The following is a 19,533-nucleotide window of genomic DNA, read 5'->3' on the forward strand; positions in this document are numbered from 1 at the left end:
CTGCAATGACAATCCAATCAGAACGGCAGGCGGACCTTCACCGAAGCGGTCTGGTTGGTAAAGCTCTCGCGCACTTCCGCGTCATAGCGCACGCTGACTTCCATCGCCTTGCTGCTGGTGACGACAAAGCCCAGGCCTGCGCGCATCAGCCAGCGCGACGGCGCCATGCCGCGCGTGACGAACTGGGCGCCGCCACCCACGTAGGCCGCGGTGATGGCCGACTGCTGCGCCAGCGCGTCATACCCCACGCCAAGGTTGGCGCTGAACATGGCGTGCTCGGTCAGCGCCTGGTTCAGGCGGGCCTCCGTGGACAGGATCAGCTCGCGCGCCGAGTTCTTCGCGACCGCCAGGCTCAGCGCATCGGCGCCGGTCTCGGTGTAGGCCGCATCCTGGATGAAGGTGTAGTCGGCCCGCAGCGACGGCGTGAAGGTGGTGGTCGGCTGCAGGTTGAAGACGCGGCCGATGCCGGCGCCGACGTGCGCGTTCCAGCTGTTGTAGCTCGACGAGGCACGGCTGTTCAGGCCGCCGAAGTTGATGTTGCGCTGGCCCTCGTTGCGGCCCGCGCCCAGGTCGGCCTGCACGCTGATGTCGGTGCGCGGGTCCAGGCTGTAGCTGCCGTAGCTGATCAGGCGGTAGCCGTCGACGCTGGCGCTTTGCGCGGCCACCGGCGAGTTGCCGTCGATGCGGCTGTGCATGTAGGAGAATGCACCGCCCACGCGCGCATTGTCGGAGACCACGGTGTCGGCACCCAGCACCATGCCGTAGGTGTTGGCCTTGTAGCCTGCCACGCCATCGCGGTCATTCTGCTTGGCCCACGAGCCCACGGGCTTGAACCAGACCTGGCGGTCGCTGATGAACTCGTCGCCGGAGGACAGGCCGCGGTTGGCTTCCTGGCGGGACTGGATCACGCGGTTGGTGGCGTGCATGGCGGCGGAGTTCACATCCGTCATGCCGGCGACCATCAGCGGCAGGGTCTGCTTGACCGCATCGGACACCGCTTGCTCGGTCGGCAAGGTGCCCAGGGCGGTGATGACCGGCGCCATGGCGGCGGGCGCGCCCGCGCCTTGCGAGATCAGGGCGTCGAGCACGCGCGCGGCGCCCAGTCCCGGTGTGTTCTGCGCGCCGGTCACGCTGCTGACCACGGTGATCACCGGCGCCGGGGTTGGCGCAGGAAGTGGCGAGGTCGGCGACGCCGGGTCCGGCGTCGGTGTCACGGGCGCCGCGGAGCAGGACGTAGCGCCGGCCCTGGCCACGCACAGGTCGACGGCATTGCCGTTGCGGGTGGCGATGAAATCGAACAGCGCACTGTTGTCGGTCACCGTGAAGGTCGGGCCGGCCACCAGCTTGGTGGCCAAGATCACGCCGGGCTGCACGCTGGTGCCGGCAACGAGCGACGGCGCACCGGCCACGTTCACATTGATCTTGTTGCTGGCGGACAGGTCGGCAGTGCCGTTCACCACCAGCTTGCCATAGGCGCCATTGGCGCCCAGGCCGGTCTGGAACACACCGCTTGCGGCTTGGGTGTAGTTGCCATAGATGGTTGCGGTCTTGCCGGCCGCAACGGCCAATGTACCGGCATTGTTCAAGCCCGAGGCCACAGTGACGTCATGCCCCATGTTGAACTGGGCGCTGTTGGCCACATTGAACGTGTCCACCTGGAACGTGTTGCCCGACGTGAATGTGCCGTTGACATTGACAACGGACCCGGCTTGTCCAGAGACCGGACCGGTCACGGTGGCGGTGGCGCCATCGAGTTCCAGCGTCGCCTTGCCCAGCTGGACGGCGCCGTCCAGGCGGCCGGCGTTATGGATGCCGTTGGTGATCGTGCTGTCGGCGCTGATACTGATGGCGGTCCCGGCCGAGATCGTGCCGAAGTTGTCAATCCGGTCTACCGTACTGTTCTGCACATTGATACCGGCGCTGAAGCCGCCAGGAGAGGATGCCGTGAGGGTCCCGGTATTGCTAAGGGTGCCAACCGTACTCCCGGAAATGCCGATAGCGATTGCCATGCCTCCCACAACGGTGTTGGGGCGTATGCCGGGGCGGGAACCGCCAGTGGCGGAAATGGTCCCGGCATTCTGAATGGACTGGACGCTGCTTGACTCGATGCTGACGCCGGTAGCCGCGCCACCAGCGTCGGTGAAAGCCACAGAGGCGTCCGCCGAGCCGCCGATGCCGGAGATGGTCGCGTTCGCGTTGTTTTCTAGTGAACCCAGCGTGCCCGACGAGACGCTGATGCCGATGCCCATGCCGGGGCGCCCGGGAAAATCAGAAATAACCACCTTGGGGCCGCTGTTGCCACCGGTGCCGGTAATCGAGCCATTATTGGAGATGGTCGCGACGCCCGCATTCGACACGCTGATGCCGATGCCCGCCGCACCCGCACCGCCACTGACTGCAGAATAGGGCCCTTGAGCGGGACTGCCACCGTTCCCGCCCACGCCGGAGATCGTGCCCTGGTTGGCAATCAGGTTGACGATAGGCGCGCCGGGAGCCGCTGCAGACACGCTGATGCCCGTGCCGGCACTGCCGTCGTTGCCGTTGGGACTCATGGGCGTGCCGGCGCTGCCATCCGAACCCCTGCTCGAGATGCTGCCAAAATTCGTGATGTTGCCGACAGGGGTGAAGATCGCCGGGCCAACCGACACACCAGGACCGCCAACCACGCTGATCACGCCGCTGGACGCTGTGACATTCAGGCTGCTGCCCGAACCCAGAACGCAAGTCGATGAAAGCGTGTTGGAGATTGTGTTGGGCGAATAGAACTGGCATCCCGTCACGGCTGCCGCCGTGGCGGGCAGAAAAGCCAGCGAGCCGAATGCCATCACGGCCGCGGTCGTGATGGCGCGGGGTACGGAAGGCGGCAACGCCTTGCGGTGCGGCTGGCCTGCGTGGGCGATGCCGGTGGCAACGTCTTCTTGCCGGAGAGAGCTGCGATGGTGTTTCATGCTTTACGTGGACCCTGTTGGGCAAGTGGCCGTTGTCGGCTTGCCGCTTGTTGTTGGCTTGGTTTTTTTATTCCCGATTGAGGGACTGGCAAACAAGGACTGGCAAAAAAAGGACTCGTTTCAATTGATCTCTCCCGTTGCTGTTCCTTTTCTATTCCTTTCCTGTTCCTGTCCGGATCGCGCGAGCTTCGCGTGTCCTTTTGCGCATTGATCCTATCCAAACGCATTGCCGCAAAGCTGACAAATGCTGACATCGGCCGTTGGTCAAGCTGGGCGTGGCCCAATTGGGCAAGTTGTTGCGATAGACTTGCCGCTTGTTGCTGGCCCGTTCTGGTTTTACGTGGCCTCAGACCAAGCCCACGGATCCAGATTTCCTGTGACAAGTCCTCCCCAGGCTGCGCCAATACGCTTCCCTTCGTGCCGAGAAGAATCCTGATCCTGCTGGCGGCAATGCTGCTTGGCGCCTGCACCCATTTCTCGCCCGCGGCCCGCCGGGAGAACGCCGATACGCTGGCGGCGGCGCGGGGATGGCAGCCGTTGCGCCTGCCCGCGCGGGAGTTCGTGCTGAGCGCGTACGCGCCGGCCAGCGTGGTGCCCGCGAATACCCTGGCCATCTATATCGAAGGCGATGGCCTGGCCTGGCTTAGCGCCGCGCAACCCTCCGACGATCCGACGCCGTTGCGCCCGGTGGCGCTCGAGCTCGCGCTGCGCCAGGAGCGTGGCGCGGCGGCGTACCTGGCGCGGCCATGCCAGTTTGTGCAAGGGGAGGATTTCCGGGGCTGCGAGACGGCCTATTGGACGGACCGGCGCTTCTCTGCCGAGGTGATCGACGCCAGCAACCGGGCCATCGACGCGCTCAAGCAGCGCTACCGTGCGCGGCAACTGGTACTGGTGGGGTATTCGGGCGGAGGCGCCGTGGCGGCGCTGGTGGCGGCGCGGCGCTCGGATGTCGTCCGGCTGGTAACGGTGGCGGGCAATCTCGACCCGGTGGCATGGGCCAAGCTGCACGGCGTGCCGCCGCTGGCCGGCTCGCTCAATCCCGCCGACGCGTGGCGCGCCCTGCAGGACATCCCGCAGCTGCATTTCGTGGGCAGCCGCGATACCAACATCACGCGCGACGTGGTGGCTGCCTATGTGTCGCGCTTCCCGGCTGACCGGCAGCCCGCCATCAGCATGGTGGACGGCGCCACGCACACCTGCTGCTGGGCCGAGAAATGGGCTGCCCTGTGGCCACAGGATTTCCCGTAAGCTGCGCAAGCTCTCCCGCCGTGCGCGAGAGCTTGCATCGGGTCGTGTGCTTTCTCAGGCAGGCAAGTCAGGGTGCCAGCGGCGCCAGTTTCTCCTGTGCCCAGTTGACCGCCTCGCGCGCGGGCGCCAGCCCGCTCTTGTCCACGCGTTGGGCCAGCGCGAACACGCGCTCGCGGATCCGCGCCACTTCGGCCAGCACCGCCGCTTCCTCGGCGCCGCCCAGGTACTCGCGGGCGCAGCTGATGATGCCGCCCGCGTTGATCAGGAAATCCGGCGCATAGAAGATGCCGCGGCGTTGCAGCGTGTCGCCCTCGTCCAGCGACGCGAGCTGGTTATTGGCGCCGCCCGCGACGATCTTGAACTGGCAGCCCTCGGCTACCGCCGGGGTGATCACCGCGCCGAGCGCGCAGGGCGCAAACACATCGGCGGCCACGCTGGTGATGGCCGTGGTGGAGACCACCTGCGCGCCGAATTGCTCGCGCGCCTGCTCTGCCTTGGCGCCGTGGATATCGGCCACGATCAGCCGCGCGCCGGCCGCGTGCAGCTGGCGGCACAGGTCCCAGCCCACCGAGCCAAGGCCCTGGACGGCAACGGACACGCCTTGCAGGCTGCTATGGTCCAGCACGTAGCGCACGGCGGCCTCGATGCCGACGAACACGCCATAAGCGGTCTTGGGCGACGGGTTGCCGCCAAAGGTGCCCTCGCGCGGCATCCCGCTGATGTAGCGGGTCTGCGTGCGGGCGGCGACCATGTCTTCCACCGTGGTGCCGACATCTTCGGCGGTGATGTAGCGGCCACCCAGCGATTCGACCATGCGGCCAAAGGCGCGAAACAGCTTGGTGCGATCGGTTTGCGCCGGGGTACGCAGGATCACGGCCTTGCCGCCGCCGAAGGGCAGGTCGGCCAGCGCGTTCTTGTAGGCCATGCCTTGCGACAGGCGCAGGGCGTCGGTCAGGGCGTCGCTCTCGGTGGGATAGGCCCAGTAGCGGCAGCCGCCAAACGCGGGGCCAAGGCTGGTGCTGTAGATGGCGATGATGGCCTGCAGGCCGGACTCGGGATCGGTGGCGAGCGTGACGCGCTCGTGGGATGGGCCTTCGCCAGTGCCGAACAGGCGGCCGGCGGCCTCTGCGTTGATGCGTTCAGTCAAAGCGTCTTCTCCATGAAGATTGGGAGCGCAAAGGGATACCTTCGCTTTCCGTGTGCACTGCATTGGGTTGCAAGGCGGTGCAGTTGCAACGGCAGCCGTCGGGGCTGCCGTCTCGATAAGGCCGGGCTGCCATTGTGTGGCTGCCCGGCCTCGGGTAAACGCTGGGCGCCGCGTCGTGGCGCGGCAACCGGTGCTGGATCTTACCGGCAAATCGCGGGGAGATGAAGCGCGCGCGGTGTGCGCGCGCTGTGTGTGCGGCACCGGCACATCTATACTTGGAGCGAGGTCATCCTCAACCCGAGCGAAGCGTGAGAGGGAGCCCGTGCGGTGGCCTGCGCCCTTCGCGTGCCAGGAGGGCACCATGTTCCAGCATCTGCTGCTGCCCGTCGACGGCTCGCCCCTGTCCGAAGCCGCTTTGCGCAAGGCCCTGGTGTTCGCCCGCGAGGCGCGGGCCCGGGTCACGGTGATCCGGGTGATCCCGGACTTCCATGTCTACACCTACCAGGTGGAGTTGCTGGCCGACACCCGTAAGCGATTCGTGCAGGAAGCCACCCGCAGTTCGGCGGACTACCTGAAAACCCTGGCCGCCGAAGCCGAGGCGGCGGACGTGACGTGCGAGACCCTTTGCGTCATACATGACCACCCGTATGAGGCCATCATCCAGGCCGCCCAGGAAAGGGAGTGCGACCTGATCGTGATGGCCTCGCACGGGCGGCGCGGCTTGCAGGGCGTGCTGATCGGCAGCGAAACCAACAAGGTACTGACGCATAGCAGTATCCCTGTACTGGTGTATCGCTAGCGGCTCATCGCAAGCGGCTTGCGGTCGCCTTGTCCGGCTGCGTCCAGTCCAGCACCACCTTGCCGCTGTTGCCCGACAGCATGGCGGCAAAGCCGGCCTCGAAGTCGCCCACGCTGAAGCGATGCGTGATCATCGGCGTCAGGTCCAGCCCGCTTTGCAGCATGGCAACCATCTTGTACCAGGTCTCGAACATCTCGCGGCCGTAGATGCCCTTGATCTCCAGCCCCTTGAAAATCACCTGGTTCCAGTCTATCGCCATCTTCGATGGCGGTATGCCGAGCATGGCAATCTTGCCGCCGTGGTTCATGTGCTCGAGCATGGTTGCAAAGGCGGTTGGCACACCGGACATTTCCATGCCCACGTCGAAGCCTTCCGTCATGTGCAATTCGGCGGCCACGTCTTTCAGGTTTTCGTGCTGCACGTTGACGGCGCGCGTGGCGCCCATCTTGCGCGCCAGCGCGAGCCGGTACTCGTTGACGTCGGTGATCACCACATTGCGCGCGCCCACGTGCCGAGCGATGGCGGCGGCCATGATGCCGATGGGGCCGGCGCCGGTGATCAGCACGTCCTCGCCCACCAGGTTGAAGGACAGCGCGGTGTGCGTGGCGTTGCCAAAGGGGTCGAAGATGGCGGCGATCTCGTCCGGGATGTCGTCGGGAATGCGGAACGCGTTGAAGGCCGGAATCACCAGGTACTCGGCAAAGGCGCCGGCGCGGTTCACGCCCACGCCCACCGAATTGCGGCACAGGTGGCGGCGCCCGGCGCGGCAGTTGCGGCAGAAGCCGCAGGTGATGTGCCCCTCGCCGGAAACGCGGTCGCCAATGGCCAGCCCGCGCACTTCCTGCCCGATGGCGACGATCTCGCCTACATACTCGTGCCCCACCTGCATCGGCACGGGGATGGTGTTCTGCGCCCACTCGTCCCATTTCCAGATATGGATGTCGGTGCCGCAGATGGCCGTCTGGCGGATGCGGATCATCACATCGTTGTGGCCGACTTCCGGCTCGGCAATGTCGGTCAGCGTCAGGCCGGGCGCGCGTTCGAGTTTGGCGAGGGCTTTCATGGGGGAGCCTCCTGCTTGGAGCGTGGATGAAGCGCTTGGGTGATGCTCTAGTGCCGCTCAGGCGATGGCGCCGAACCTGCGGCCTACCTTGGCAAACGCGGCCACGGCCCGCTCGATCTGCCCGGCCGTATGCGCTGCGCTCATCTGCGTGCGGATCCTTGCCCGGCCCTTGGGCACCACCGGGAAGGAGAAACCCACCACGTACACATGCTCTGCCAGCAACGCATCCGCCATGCCGGAAGCCAGCGCGGCGTCGCCCAGCATCACCGGGATGATGGGATGCTGGCCCGGTACCAGCGTAAAGCCCAGCGCCGTCATCTCGCGGCGGAAATGCTCACCGTTCTGCCGCACGCGCGCCCGCAATGCCGCGCCTTCTTCGCTGGCCAGCAACTCCAGCACTTTCAGCGTGGCAGCGCAGATGCTCGGCGCCAGCGAGTTGGAAAAAAGATAGGGCCGCGAGCGCTGCCGCAGCAACTCCACGATTTCCCGGTGCGCCGCCACATAGCCACCGGAGGCGCCGCCCAGCGCCTTGCCCAGCGTGCCGGTGATGATATCCACGCGGCCCTCCACGCCACACAGCTCCGGCGTGCCACGCCCGTGCTCTCCCACGAAACCCACCGCGTGCGAATCGTCGACCATCACCAGCGCGCCGTAGCGGTCCGCCAGGTCGCAGATGGATTTGAGGTCCGCGATGATGCCATCCATCGAGAACACGCCATCGGTGGCGATCAGCTTGAAGCGCGCGCCGGCGGCGTCCGCCTCCTGCAGCCGGGTCTCCAGGTCGGCCATGTCGTTGTTGCGGTAGCGATAGCGCCTGGCCTTGCACAGGCGCACGCCGTCGATGATGCTGGCGTGGTTGAGCTCATCGCTGATGACGGCGTCCTGGTCGTCGAGCAAGGTCTCGAACAGGCCGCCGTTGGCGTCGAAGCAACTGGAGTAGAGGATGCTGTCGCCGGTGTGGAGGAACTTGGCGAGTACGGCTTCGAGCGTCTTGTGCACGGACTGGGTGCCGCAGATGAAGCGGACCGAGGCCATGCCGAAACCGTCTTGCTCCAGGCCGCGCCGGGCGGCTTCGATCAGGCGGTGGTCATCTGCCAGGCCCAGGTAGTTGTTGGCGCAGAAGTTCAGTACATGCTCGCCGCCCGCCAGCCGGATATCGGCCGCCTGCGGGCTGGCGATGACGCGCTCGGATTTGTGGAAGCCGTCGGCGCGGATGGTGTTTAAGGTGTCGCGAAGGTGGGAGAGATAGCGGTCGCGCATGGGTAGTCCCCTGGGCTGGTGGATGGTGGCGTGGCGGGAGCCATCTTGTTGCGCTGCCGCATCCGCGTTGCGTTCCAGTCTTCATGGTATGGCGAAAGCGGGCCGGGCGCGAGGCATATGCCGCGCGTCACCGCCGCGCGGATGGTCCGTTCACAAGCTGCGCCGCCGTCTCAAACTCGGCTACAATCGCGCCATGTTTCGCGCAGACCGCCCCTCCTTCTGCCGGGGAGTCCTGCTGTTGTTGCTGTTTGCAATGCAGCTCCTCACCCCGCTTCTGCACGGCCATCTCGGAACCCCGAAACTCCATGGCCTGCATGTGCACACGGCGCTCCATGGTGCGGTTAATTCTTATTCTCCTTCCGCTTCATCCCCTTCCTCCGCTTTGCCTGCGGGTTCCGCCGCGCTGATCGCGGTCGAGCCGCTTGAGGTCGATGTGCAGACCGCCATCGGGCCCATTGCCTTTTCCCTCCACGTGCAGGCCGCCGACGTGCTGATCGGTCTGGTCTTCGCGTTCCTGCTGTTTGCCGCGCGGCCGCTGCCGGTGTTCCGGCGCCTGCCGTGGCGCCAGCGCACGCCGCCCCGATGGCGTGGCAGCGACAGCAGGCCACCTCCCGCGCACGCCCCTCCCCTCTCTTGCTGATTCCCCTGCCGGCCACGCCGGCGGTGCACGCTCGCGCGCCTGATCGAGGCTGATCACGGCGTGCCGGGCGCTTCCATCCTGCTTTGGAGTCAGGCATGTTTTCCCGTCGAGTTGTTTTCGTCGGCGCGCTGGTCGCGTCGACGCTGTTTCCCATTGGCATGGCCCGCGCGCAGGTACTGACGCTGTCCGATGCCCAGGCCCGCGCGCTCGGCGTGCGGTTTGATCCGGTCGCCGCTGCCGCGCAGCTTGAGACCGGCGCCAGCGCGCGCGTGGTGCTCAAGCCCGATGCGCAGTACGTGGTTGCCGCGCCTTATGCGGGCATGGTCTCGCGCGTGCTGGTGTCGATCGGCCAGGCGGTGCGCGCCGGCCAGCCGCTGGCCACCTTTGCCAGCCCGCAACTGTTCGAGGCCGGGCGTGCGCTGTCGGAAGCGCGCTCGCAGGCCAACCTGGCCCGCCTGGCGCTGGCGCGGGACCGTGGCTTGCACGATGACGGCATCATCCCGGGCAGCCGCTGGCAAGCTACGCAGGCACGCGCTGCCGAGGGCGCTGCGATGGTGCGCGCCCGCGAGGCCGAGATGGCTGCCGCGGGCATCGTGTTCGCGGCCGGCTCGGGTGAGCCGCAACTGGTGGCCGGCCGTGCCGGGCTGATTGCCGAGGTCAACGCCGTGCCTGGCACGCGCGTGGAAGGCGCCGCGCCGTTGTTCCGCATCGTGGACCCCACCGCGCTGGAACTTGACCTGCTGGTCGGCCGCGATGTGCCGGCTCCCACCGGCGGCGAACGTGTGGAAGTGCGCCAGCGCGGCGCCACCGGCACGGTGGCCGGCGTGGTCCCGGCAAGCGACGGCACCGCCGCCGTGCGCGTGCGCGCGGTGCTGGACAAGCGCGGTAGCCTGCAGGCTGGCGAGAGCGTGAATGTGATCGTGCACTTGCGTAGCACACCCGACGCCAGCGGCGCGGGCCGCGTGCGGGTGCCGGCCATGGCGCTGACGTATTGGCGCGGCACGCCGGGCGTGTTCGTGGCGACCAAGACCGGCGTGCGCTACCAGACCGTGGTGGTCGAAGCCATGGACGATGCCGCCGCGACCGTGCGCGGCCCGCTGCCCGCCGGCACGCGCGTGGCGGTGGCCGGCGTGGGCGCGCTCAAGGGCATGCTCGCGGGAGGCCAGTGATGCTTGCCGGCCTGATTGACTTCTCCCTGCGCCAGCGCGCGCTGGTGCTGATTGCCGCCTGCGTGCTGGCCGTGGCCGGAGCGTGGGCTTACTTGAAGTTGCCCATCGATGCCTTTCCGGACATCTCGCCCACCCAGGTCAAGGTCATCCTGAAGATCCCCGGCATGACGCCGGAGGAAGTCGAGCAGCGCGTCTCCACGCCGATCGAGCAGGAGCTGCTGGGCATCCCGCACAAGACCATCGTCCGCTCGGTGTCCAAGTACGGCATCAGCGACGTGACGGTCGATTTCGAGGAAGGCGTGGACAGCTACTGGGCCCGCCAGCAGGTGTCCGAGCGGCTCGCCGGCCTGCTGCGCGACCTGCCGGCCAACGCCATCGGTGGGCTGGCGCCGATCACCACGCCGCTGGGCGAGATGTTCATGTTCACGGTGGAGGGCGATGCCTTCTCGCTGGCCGAGCGGCGCCGCGTGCTGGACTGGGTGCTGCGCCCGGCCTTGCGCACGGTGCCCGGTGTGGCGGACGTCAACGCGCTGGGCGGCGAGGTGCGCAGCTACGAGGTCATCCCTGACCCGGCGCGGCTGCGCGCCCGCGGCGTCACGCTGGAACAACTGCGCCAGGCGCTCGACGCCAACAACCGCAATGACGGCGCGGGCCGGGTGGAGCAGGGCGACGAGAACTGGGTGGTGCGCGTGGAAGGCGGCGTGCGCGGCGTCGAAGACTTGCGCCAGGTGGCCGTTGCCGCGCCGGGCGGGCGCAACGGCATGCCGCTGGTGACGGTGGGCGACGTGGCCACCGTCAGGCTCGGCGTGGCCACGCGCAACGGCGCGGTCAGCAAGGACGGGCGTGGCGAAGCGGTGCAGGGGCTGGTGCTGGCCCTGCGCGGCGCCGATGCCCGCCAGCTGGTCGCCGACGTGCAGGCCAGGCTGGATGCGCTGGCGCCGCAGCTGCCCAAGGGCATGTCCACGCACGTGTTCTACAACCGGGGTGAACTGGTCACGCGTGCCGCCAATACCGTGGTGCGGGCCCTGATCGAGGCCAGCCTGCTGGTGGTGGTGACGCTGTACCTGTTTCTCGGCGGCCTGCGCGCGGCGCTGGTGGTGGCGGCAACCCTGCCGCTGTCGATGCTGGCGACCTTCCTGCTGATGCGCTATGTGGGGCTGACCGCCAACCTGATGAGCCTGGGCGGCCTGGCGATTGCGCTGGGCATGCTGGTGGACGCGGCGGTGGTAGTGGTGGAGAACATCGAATCCGCCTTGGCGAAGGCGCACGAACGCAAGTCCGACCCATCGCTGCGCGGCGCGGTGATCCGCCATGCTGTCGCCAGCGTAGCGGTGCCGATGCTGGCCGGGGTGTCGATCATCGCGATCGTGTTCCTGCCGCTGCTGTCGCTGCAAGGCCTGGAAGGCAAGCTGTTTGGCCCGGTGGCGCTGACCATCGTGCTGGCGCTGGCGTCGTCGGTGGCGATCGCGTTCACGGTGGTGCCGGCGCTGGCGTCGCTGCTGCTGCGCGCGCATGCGGACGAGACGCCGTACCTGATGCGCAAGGTGGCACGCGGCTTTGCCCGGCTGCAGGACTGGAGCGGGCGGCATCCGCGCGCGGTCTTTGCCTCTGCGGGCGTGGCGCTGGCCGTGGCGGTGGCGCTATACCTGTCGGTGGGCAAGACCTTCATGCCCACCATGGATGAGGGCGACATGATCGTGCAGCTGCAGAAGGCCCCTTCGGTCTCGCTGGCCACCTCGGTGGACCTGGACCTGCGGGTGCAGCAGGCGCTGCTGGCCGAGGTGCCGGAGATCCGCTCGATCGTGGCGCGCTCCGGCTCGGACGATCTTGGCCTCGATCCGATGGGGCTGAACGAGACCGACACCTTCCTCGTGCTGCAGCCAAAGGACCAGTGGCGCGGCAGCAAGGAGGACATCGCCATCGCCATCCGCCGCGTCATGGAGCGTTTCCCGGGCGTGGTGTATGGCTTCACGCAGCCGATCGAGATGCGCGTCTCGGAGATGCTGACCGGCACGCGCGGCGACGTGGCCATCAAAGTGTTCGGCTCGGATCTGGGCGCCATCGACACGGCGGCGCAGGCCATTGCCGCGCGCGTGCGCAAGATCCCCGGCGCGGCCGAAGTGATCGCGCCCAGCAACGAGGGCGTGCAGTACCTCACGCTCGCGCTGGACCGCGCCGCCGTCGGCCGCGCGGGGCTCTCCGGCGATGCGCTGCAAGCGTTGCTGCGCGCCCAGGTGGAGGGCGACCGGATCGGCATCGTGCCGGAGGGCACGGTGCGCACACCGCTGATCCTGCGTGGCAGCGATAGCCTGCGGCAGACGCCGGAGAGCTTCACCAGCCTGCAGGTGACGGCGCCGGACGGCACGTCCTGGCCGCTCACCTCCCTGGCACAGGTGCGGCGCGTGGAAGGTCCGGTGCGCATCAATCACGAAGACGGCGGGCGCTTTGCGGTGATCCAGGTCAGCGTGGAAGGACGCGACCTGACCGGCTTCGTGCAGGAGGCACAAACGGCCGTGGCGGGCCTGTCCGGACTGCCCAAGGGATTGCGCGTGGCCTGGGGCGGCCAGTTCGAAAACCAGCAGCGCGCCGCCGCGCGCCTTGCGCTGGTGGTGCCGCTGGCGCTGGGTGCCATCTTCCTGCTGCTGATGCTGACCTTCCGCTCGATCCGCCAGGCGGTGCTCGTCATCGCCAATATTCCGTTCGCGCTGGTGGGCGGCATCGCCGCGCTGCGGGTGGCGGGCGAGTACCTGTCGGTGCCGGCCTCGGTGGGCTTTATCGCGCTGCTGGGCATTGCCGTGCTCAACGGCGTGGTGCTGGTTTCGCATTTCAATACCTTGCTGGAGGAAGGGCTGCCAATGGCCGAGGCGGTGCGCACCGGCGTGCGCGACCGCTTGCGGCCGGTCCTGATGACCGCCTGCATCACGGCGCTGGGGATGATCCCTCTGCTGCTCGCCACCGGGCCCGGCTCTGAGATCCAGCGCCCGCTGGCCATCGTTGTCTCGGGTGGCCTGGTCAGCTCAACCGCGCTGACTTTGCTGTTGTTGCCGCTGTTGTTCGAGCGCTTTGGCGTGGCGCGGTCGCGCGAGAACAAGCCAGGCCGCATCGCGCAAGGAGAAGCACAAGGAGAGGCGCAATGAGAGGCGCAATGAGCAAGATGGCAGCCGCGGCTGCCATGATCGCGGCCACCGGGATGCCGGGTGCCGTGTGGGCGCAAGCAGCCATGCTGGCGCAGGCCGGCGTGCTGCCCCTTGAGTCCGCCGTGCGCGACGCCGTTGGCCAGTCGCCGGACGTGCAGATGGCCGAGGCTCGCCGCGATGCGGTGCTGGCCCGGGCGGACGGTATCCGTGCAGGCACCGCCGAGGCCGTGGTGCGGGCCATCGGGCAGCGCCGCCAGGTGCGTGAGCCCACCGACCGGTTTCCCGAAGGGCAACTGGCACTGGAGCGCCCGCTGCGGCTTTGGGGCAAGGCCGACGCCGATGGCGAACTGGCCGATGCCACGGCGCAGTCAGGCCAGCTCGCCGTGATGGATGCGCGTCATGAAGTTTCGCGGCAAATCCTGTCGCTGTGGTTCGGGGCGCTGCGCGCGCAACAGGCGCGGCTGGCGGCGCAGGGCAACGACAGCCTGGCGGGCGAGCTGGCGGCCGTGACCGCACGCCGGGTGCAGGCTGGCGATGCGGCGCCCATGGACCATGAGCTTCTGCTGGCCGAGCGCGCCCGCACCGCTGCCGCGCTGGCCAGCGCGCGCGCGGCAGAAGCAGCGGCGGCGGCCGAGCTGCGGGCGCGCTTCCCGGGCCTGGGCGTGCCCGGCGGCCTGCCGGCGGATGTGCGCCTGCAGGCGTTGCCGGACGACCCCGCCGATGCGCTGCGCAGCCGCTATGTGGAGGATAGCCACGAGTTTCGCCTCGCCCAGTCCCAGGAGACGCAAGCCCAGCGGCAGGCCCGGCGCACCGACCTGGAGCGCAAACCGGACCCGACCGTGGGCGTGTTCTTCACGGTGGAGCGCGGCGGCGCGGAGCGGATTGCGGGCGTGAGCATCAGCATGCCGCTTGGCTCCGCGCACCGGCGTTCGGCGGCGGTGGCCGCAGCGGCCGACGCGGAGGCCGCCGCCCGCAGCCGGGTGGCGGTGGAGCGCAGGATTGGCGCCGAGTTCGAGGTGCTGTACCGCGGCCTGGAAGGCAAGCGCGCCGCAGCCGTGGCGCAGGCCGAAGCGCTCGCGCTGCAGCGCAGTGCCGCGGCACGCACCGGCCGGGCCTACAAGGCGGGGGAAACCGGCCTGAGTGAGCTGCTGATGGTCCGGCGTGCCTTGGCCGATACCACGCTGGCCGAACGCGTGGCGCTGGTCGATGCGCTGGAGGCGGACAGCCGGTTGCGGCTGGACCTGCACCGGATGTGGGATTTCGACGATTGAGCCAGTGGCTGCCCGGGTGCGTTGCGCCCGGGCAGCGGGCTACCGGCTTGCGCGGCCGGCCCGTTTGACCGGATGCGCGGCATCGGCTGCCTCGCCAGCCACCTGCGCGCTCGCCAGCAGGCCGCGCAGGAACAGCATCAGCATCCGGCCGGTCGGGTCGGCGCTCGTCGTGCCCCGTTGCAGCGCGAGGCCATGGGCGAGCGCCATGAATCCCGCGGCCAGCTCTTCCGGCTGGGCCGGCGGCACGCGGCCCAGATGGCGGAACAGGCGCTCGATCAGGCCGCCGAGTTCGCCGCGATGCGTCTCGCAGACCGCACGGTAAACGCTGGCAAACGAGGGGCTGCGATTGGCGTGCATCTGCAACTCGATCGATAGCATGGCCCAGTCGGCATCCGCATGGAGCGCCGCGGCCCAGGCATCCAGGCCCGCGAGCACCTCTGCGCCGGTGTGCTCCGCCGTGTCGAACACCGCTGCCAGCTGCTTTGCCTCGGCCTCCATATGGCCGCGCAGCAGATCTAGCAGCAGCGCCTCCTTGTCCGGGAAGTTCGAATAGAACGCCCCCTGCGAATAGCCCGCTTCCTCCGCGATATCCCGGATCGACGTGCCGCCAAAGCCGCGCTGCATCAACAAACTGCGCGCGGCCTCAAGCAGGCGCTCGCGGGTCTGCGCCTGGCTTTGCTCGCGGCTCAGGCGCTTGCGCGGGGCGGGTGGCTTCGTTGGCGTGGCATTGGGCATAGCGAGAGGGATTGCCGTATCGATTGCATTTGGGATTTCACCTGCTATCATAACGGATATCAATTGATATCTGAATTTCAAATGATCTTCGAGATAAAGGCCTGTCCATGAACTTGCAAACCGCTTTCGTGACCGGTGCCACCGGTCTGCTCGGCAACAACCTTGTCCGCGAACTGCAGGGCCGCGGTGTCGCGGTCAAGGCGCTGGTGCGCTCGGAGCAGAAGGCCAGGCAGCAATTCGGCGATCTCGCGGGTGTGGAGTTCGTGGTTGGCGACATGGCCGATGTCAAGGCGTTCGCCCCGGCCATGCACGGCTGCGATGTGGTGTTCCATACCGCCGCATTCTTCCGCGACAACTACAAGGGCGGGAGTCACTGGGAAACGCTCAGGCGCATCAATGTCGACGGCACGGCTGCCCTGATCGCGCAGGCCTACGCGGCAGGCGTGCGCCGCTTCGTGCAGACCTCGTCCATCGCCGTGCTCAACGGCGCGCCGGGTTCGGTGATCGATGAAACGCACGTGCGCGAACCTGGCGACGCCGATGACTACTATCGCAGCAAGATCCTGGGCGATCGCGCCGTCCTGGCTTTCCTCGAGAAGGCCCCTGAGATGCATGCCACGTTCGTGCTGCCCGGCTGGATGTGGGGGCCGGGCGATATCGGGCCGACGTCAGCCGGACAAGTCGCGCTCGATACGGCAATGCGCCGATTGCCGGGCCTGGTGCCAGGGAGCTTTTCCGTGGTCGACGCCCGCGATGTCGCGCAGGCGCATATCGCTGCGGCGCTGCGCGGGCGGCGTGGCGAGCGCTATCTCGCGGCGGGCCGGCATATGACCATGCGCGAACTGATCCCGCTGATCGGACACACCGCGGGGGTGGCAACGCCCAAGCGCGCGCTGCCCGTGCCGTTGTTGTTTGCGCTGGCCTGCGTGCAGGAAATCTACGCCCGGATCACCGGCAAGCCGATCCTGCTCAGCCTGGCAACCGTGCGGCTGATGGTGAAGGAAGCGGACCGGACCCGCTTTAGCCATGCCAAAAGCGAGGGCGAGCTAGGCCTGGGCTTCCGGCCCGTGGATCACACGGTTCGCGATGTCATTGCCTGGTATCGGGCGCACGGATGGCTGCCGGCCTCGGCGTGAGGGCCGGGGGCGCAAGCTGAACGCCATGGCGGCGGGGCCGGGTGGGGAGCAGGCCAATGTCATGCCGATTTTGCATAGGCTGCCCCCGTGCCTTGTGGAAGAATGCATGCATTCTTCCAGTGCGCACCCGTACTGCAACCCAGGCCCCGGCGCCCGCCAGCCTTACCCTACCCACCATGAACGAAGAAATCGTCTATCTCAACGGCGAGCTCACGCCTTTGTCCGAAGCCCGCGTCCCCGTGCTGGATCGCGGCTTTATCTTTGGCGATGGCGTGTATGAAGTGGTCCCCATCTATGCCGGCAAGCCGTTCCGCCTGCCGCAGCACCTGGCGCGGCTGGCGCGCAGCCTGGACACCATCGGCATCCCCAACCCGCACACCGACGCGCAGTGGATGGCGCTGATCGACCGCGTGGTGCAGGCCAACGGCCTTGCCGACCAGATGGTGTACATCCAGGTCACGCGCGGCGTGGCGCGGCGCACCCATGCCTTCCCCAAGACGGTGACGCCGACGGTGCTCATCATGACCAACCCGATGTCGCTGCCCTCGGCGGCCATGCGCGAGAAGGGCGTGGCCTGCGTGACAGCGCAGGACAAACGCTGGCTGCACTGCCAGGTGAAATCCACCTCGCTGCTGGGCAATGTGCTGGCAGCGCAGAACGCGGTGGAGAACGACGCCACCGAAACCATCCAGTTCCGCGACGGGATGCTGACCGAGGCCTCCGCGTCCAACGTCTGGGTGGTCAGCAAGGGCCGGGTCTCGGCGCCGCCGAAGGACAACCTGATCCTGGAAGGGATCCGCTACGGCTGGATGGAGGAGCTGTGCGCGGCGCTGGATATCTCGCTGGACGCGCGCCGCATTTCGCAGGACGAGGTGATGGGCGCGGATGAGGTGTTGCTGACCTCGGCCAGCAAGGAGATCCTGCCGGTGGTCACCATCGACGGCAAGACCATCGGCGACGGCGTGCCCGGTCCGGTGTTCAAGAAGCTGTACGCCGCGTATCAGGACGCCAAGGCGGCGCGCAGCCCGGCATGATCGAGCGACTGGCAATTTCGCCACGCGTGCCATGGCGGCCGACCGTTTATGCATAGTTGAAATTCGTCGTTCAGCGGACAGCGCGGCTGCGCTATGGTGAGGCACTTGCAAGCGGCCGCCGTGAACAATGGCGAGGGCGGCCTTCAATCCAAAGGAGGTTCTCCCCCATGGCTAGACCGCTGAACGTGGTTGCCGTCAACGGCAGCGCGCAGCAGCCTTCGCGCACGCTGGCGCTGGTGCAGGCGTTGCTTGATGAACTGGCGGGCAGGCTGCTGTTGCAGACCCGGATCGTCAACCTGGGCGATATCGCCCGCCCGCTAGGCGCGGCGCTGTCGCGCGCTGAACTGCCCGCGGAGATTGAAAGCGAGATCGCCGCGATCGAGTCCGCCGATCTGCTGGTGGTGGCGGCGCCCGTCTACCGCGGGTCTTATCCCGGCCATTTCAAGCACCTCTTCGACCTGGTCGGGCAGGACGCGCTGATCGACAAGCCGGTGCTGCTGGCGGCCACCGGCGGCAGCGACCGGCATGCGCTGGTGCTGGAGCATCAGCTACGGCCGCTGTTCGGTTTCCTGCAGGCGCTGACGCTGCCGATCGGCGTGTATGGCAGCCCGGGGGACTTCCAGAACTACCAGGTCAGCAGCCCGGCGCTGGCGGAGCGCATCCGGCTGGCAGCGGACCGCGCGGCGCCGCTGTTCGGCGCGAGCCGGCTACCGCTGCAGCGCGCTGCGTGACCATAAGCGGCCCCAGGCTATAGCGCGTTCCACAAGATTCCTTTCCGGCAGCGCGATCCCGCTGGGCTGACATGTTCCGCGCTAGACAGAAATGCGCCCGCGTTGCATGCTCTGCGAACGCGGACATTCAACCTGTCGAGAGGAATCGCATATGGAACAACCAGCACGCAATCAGATCCCCGCCACCCTGATCCCGGGCGACGGCATTGGCCCGGAAGTGGTGCAAGCCACCGTCAAGGTGCTGGATGCGCTGGGCGCGCCGTTTTCCTGGGATGTGCAGCAGGCTGGCATGGCGGGCATCGACCAGGGCGGCGATCCGCTGCCGGAGGCCACCCTCGAGAGCATCCGCCGCACGGGCCTGGCGCTCAAGGGCCCGCTGACCACGCCGGTGGGCGGGGGCTTCCGCTCTGTCAACGTGCGGCTGCGCGAAGCCTTCAACCTCTTTGCCAACGTACGGCCCGCGCGCACGCTGGTGCCGGGCCGCTTCGAGGATATCGACTTGGTGCTGGTGCGCGAGAACGTGGGCGGCTTCTATGTCGCGCACGATTACTACATCGCCGTGGGCGATGACCCGCACGCGGTGGCTGTGTCCACCGGGACCAATACGCGCGACGCCTGTCGGCGCATCGCCCGTTTTGCGTTCGAGTATGCGGTCAAGAACCAGCGCAAGAAGATCACCGTGGTGCACAAGGCCAATATCCTGAAGGCGCTGACCGGCATTTTCCTGGAGGCCGCGCGCGAGGTGGCGCAGGACTATGCGGGCCGCGTGGAGATGGATGATCGCATCGTCGATGCCTGCGCCATGCAGCTCGTGCTCAATCCCTGGCAGTTCGACATGTTGCTCTGTACCAACCTGTTCGGCGACATCCTGTCCGATCAGATCGCTGGCCTTGTCGGCGGGCTGGGCATGGCGCCGGGCGCCAATATCGGCGAGACGGCGGCCATCTTCGAAGCCGTGCACGGCTCCGCGCCGGACATCGCCGGCAAGGGCATCGCCAACCCGATCTCGCTGATGCTGGCCGCCGGCCTGATGCTCGAGCATGTGGGCCGCCAGGACCTGGCGGTGCGGCTGCGCCAGGCGATCGACCTGGCGCTCAACCAGGATCAGGTGAAAACCGGCGACCTTAAGGGCTCGGCCTCGACCTTGCAGTTTGCCGAGGCGGTGATCAAGCGGCTGGGATAACCGCGCGGCGGGCGTCCCGGCCTGCGCCGGGC

At 67.7% G+C, this 19,533-nt stretch carries 15 protein-coding genes; 10 read left to right on the plus strand and 5 right to left on the minus strand.

The window, feature by feature from the left end; translation table 11 throughout:
- Window positions 1-17: 17 nt before the first annotated feature.
- The gene (locus F7R26_RS23305) at window positions 18-2,948 is read right to left on the minus strand and encodes an autotransporter outer membrane beta-barrel domain-containing protein (RefSeq protein WP_150984241.1); all 2,931 of its coding nucleotides are present in this window, start codon (window positions 2,946-2,948) and stop codon (window positions 18-20) included.
- 417 nt (window positions 2,949-3,365) lie between these two features.
- On the opposite strand from F7R26_RS23305, the gene F7R26_RS23310 reads away from it, so the two are divergent.
- Window positions 3,366-4,196, plus strand: a complete 831-nt coding sequence (locus F7R26_RS23310) for an alpha/beta hydrolase (RefSeq protein ID WP_150984240.1) — start codon at window positions 3,366-3,368, stop codon at window positions 4,194-4,196.
- Between the two features lie 67 nt (window positions 4,197-4,263).
- Here the strand turns inward: F7R26_RS23310 and F7R26_RS23315 are convergent, their stop codons facing one another.
- Window positions 4,264-5,343 carry a Leu/Phe/Val dehydrogenase gene (locus tag F7R26_RS23315; RefSeq protein ID WP_241754699.1) on the minus strand — a complete coding sequence of 360 codons (1,080 nt, stop codon included), beginning with the start codon at window positions 5,341-5,343 and terminating at the stop codon, window positions 4,264-4,266.
- Window positions 5,344-5,704: 361 nt separating this feature from the next.
- Between F7R26_RS23315 and F7R26_RS23320 the strand changes: the two genes are divergently transcribed.
- Window positions 5,705-6,142 (plus strand): universal stress protein, encoded by a 438-nt coding sequence (locus tag F7R26_RS23320; protein ID WP_150984238.1) that lies wholly within the window; start codon window positions 5,705-5,707, stop codon window positions 6,140-6,142.
- 4 nt (window positions 6,143-6,146) lie between these two features.
- Here F7R26_RS23320 and tdh read toward each other — a convergent pair whose 3' ends face one another.
- Together tdh and F7R26_RS23330 are read right to left on the minus strand one after the other, a co-directional pair.
- Entirely contained in the window at window positions 6,147-7,205 is a 1,059-nt protein-coding gene (gene tdh / locus F7R26_RS23325) for an L-threonine 3-dehydrogenase (protein ID WP_150984237.1), read from the minus strand.
- 57 nt (window positions 7,206-7,262) lie between these two features.
- Window positions 7,263-8,465: a glycine C-acetyltransferase gene (locus tag F7R26_RS23330; RefSeq protein ID WP_150984236.1), complete on the minus strand. Its 1,203-nt coding sequence runs from the start codon at window positions 8,463-8,465 to the stop codon at window positions 7,263-7,265.
- A 193-nt stretch (window positions 8,466-8,658) separates the two neighbouring features.
- Between F7R26_RS23330 and F7R26_RS23335 the strand changes: the two genes are divergently transcribed.
- From F7R26_RS23335 to F7R26_RS23350, 4 genes are all read left to right on the plus strand, one after another.
- Entirely contained in the window at window positions 8,659-9,105 is a 447-nt protein-coding gene (locus F7R26_RS23335) for a hypothetical protein (RefSeq protein ID WP_150984235.1), read from the plus strand.
- 95 nt (window positions 9,106-9,200) lie between these two features.
- A complete protein-coding gene (locus F7R26_RS23340; protein WP_150984234.1) occupies window positions 9,201-10,274 on the plus strand; it encodes an efflux RND transporter periplasmic adaptor subunit in 1,074 nt (357 codons plus the stop codon).
- On the plus strand, window positions 10,274-13,411 hold the full coding sequence (locus tag F7R26_RS23345) for an efflux RND transporter permease subunit (protein ID WP_150984233.1): 3,138 nt from the start codon (window positions 10,274-10,276) through the stop codon (window positions 13,409-13,411). The genes F7R26_RS23340 and F7R26_RS23345 overlap by 1 nt, the downstream gene beginning before the upstream one ends.
- 8 nt (window positions 13,412-13,419) lie before the next feature.
- Complete coding sequence (locus F7R26_RS23350; RefSeq protein ID WP_193692229.1) at window positions 13,420-14,682, plus strand: TolC family protein; 1,263 nt, start codon at window positions 13,420-13,422, stop codon at window positions 14,680-14,682.
- A gap of 39 nt (window positions 14,683-14,721) precedes the next feature.
- Here the strand turns inward: F7R26_RS23350 and F7R26_RS23355 are convergent, their stop codons facing one another.
- A complete protein-coding gene (locus F7R26_RS23355; protein WP_150993430.1) occupies window positions 14,722-15,417 on the minus strand; it encodes a TetR/AcrR family transcriptional regulator in 696 nt (231 codons plus the stop codon).
- Window positions 15,418-15,524: 107 nt separating this feature from the next.
- Here F7R26_RS23355 and F7R26_RS23360 point away from each other — a divergent pair, with 107 nt between their 5' ends.
- From F7R26_RS23360 to F7R26_RS23375, 4 genes are all read left to right on the plus strand, one after another.
- Window positions 15,525-16,553, plus strand: coding sequence for an SDR family oxidoreductase (locus F7R26_RS23360; protein WP_150993428.1), 1,029 nt, complete (start codon window positions 15,525-15,527; stop codon window positions 16,551-16,553).
- A 176-nt stretch (window positions 16,554-16,729) separates the two neighbouring features.
- A complete protein-coding gene (locus tag F7R26_RS23365; protein WP_150993426.1) occupies window positions 16,730-17,587 on the plus strand; it encodes a D-amino acid aminotransferase in 858 nt (285 codons plus the stop codon).
- 167 nt (window positions 17,588-17,754) lie between these two features.
- Window positions 17,755-18,318: an FMN reductase gene (gene msuE, locus F7R26_RS23370; RefSeq protein ID WP_150993423.1), complete on the plus strand. Its 564-nt coding sequence runs from the start codon at window positions 17,755-17,757 to the stop codon at window positions 18,316-18,318.
- 151 nt (window positions 18,319-18,469) lie between these two features.
- On the plus strand, window positions 18,470-19,501 hold the full coding sequence (locus F7R26_RS23375) for an isocitrate/isopropylmalate dehydrogenase family protein (protein ID WP_150993422.1): 1,032 nt from the start codon (window positions 18,470-18,472) through the stop codon (window positions 19,499-19,501).
- Window positions 19,502-19,533: the final 32 nt, after the last annotated feature.

The sequence above is a fragment of the Cupriavidus basilensis genome, from assembly GCF_008801925.2.
Classification (GTDB): Bacteria; Pseudomonadota; Gammaproteobacteria; order Burkholderiales; family Burkholderiaceae; genus Cupriavidus; species Cupriavidus basilensis.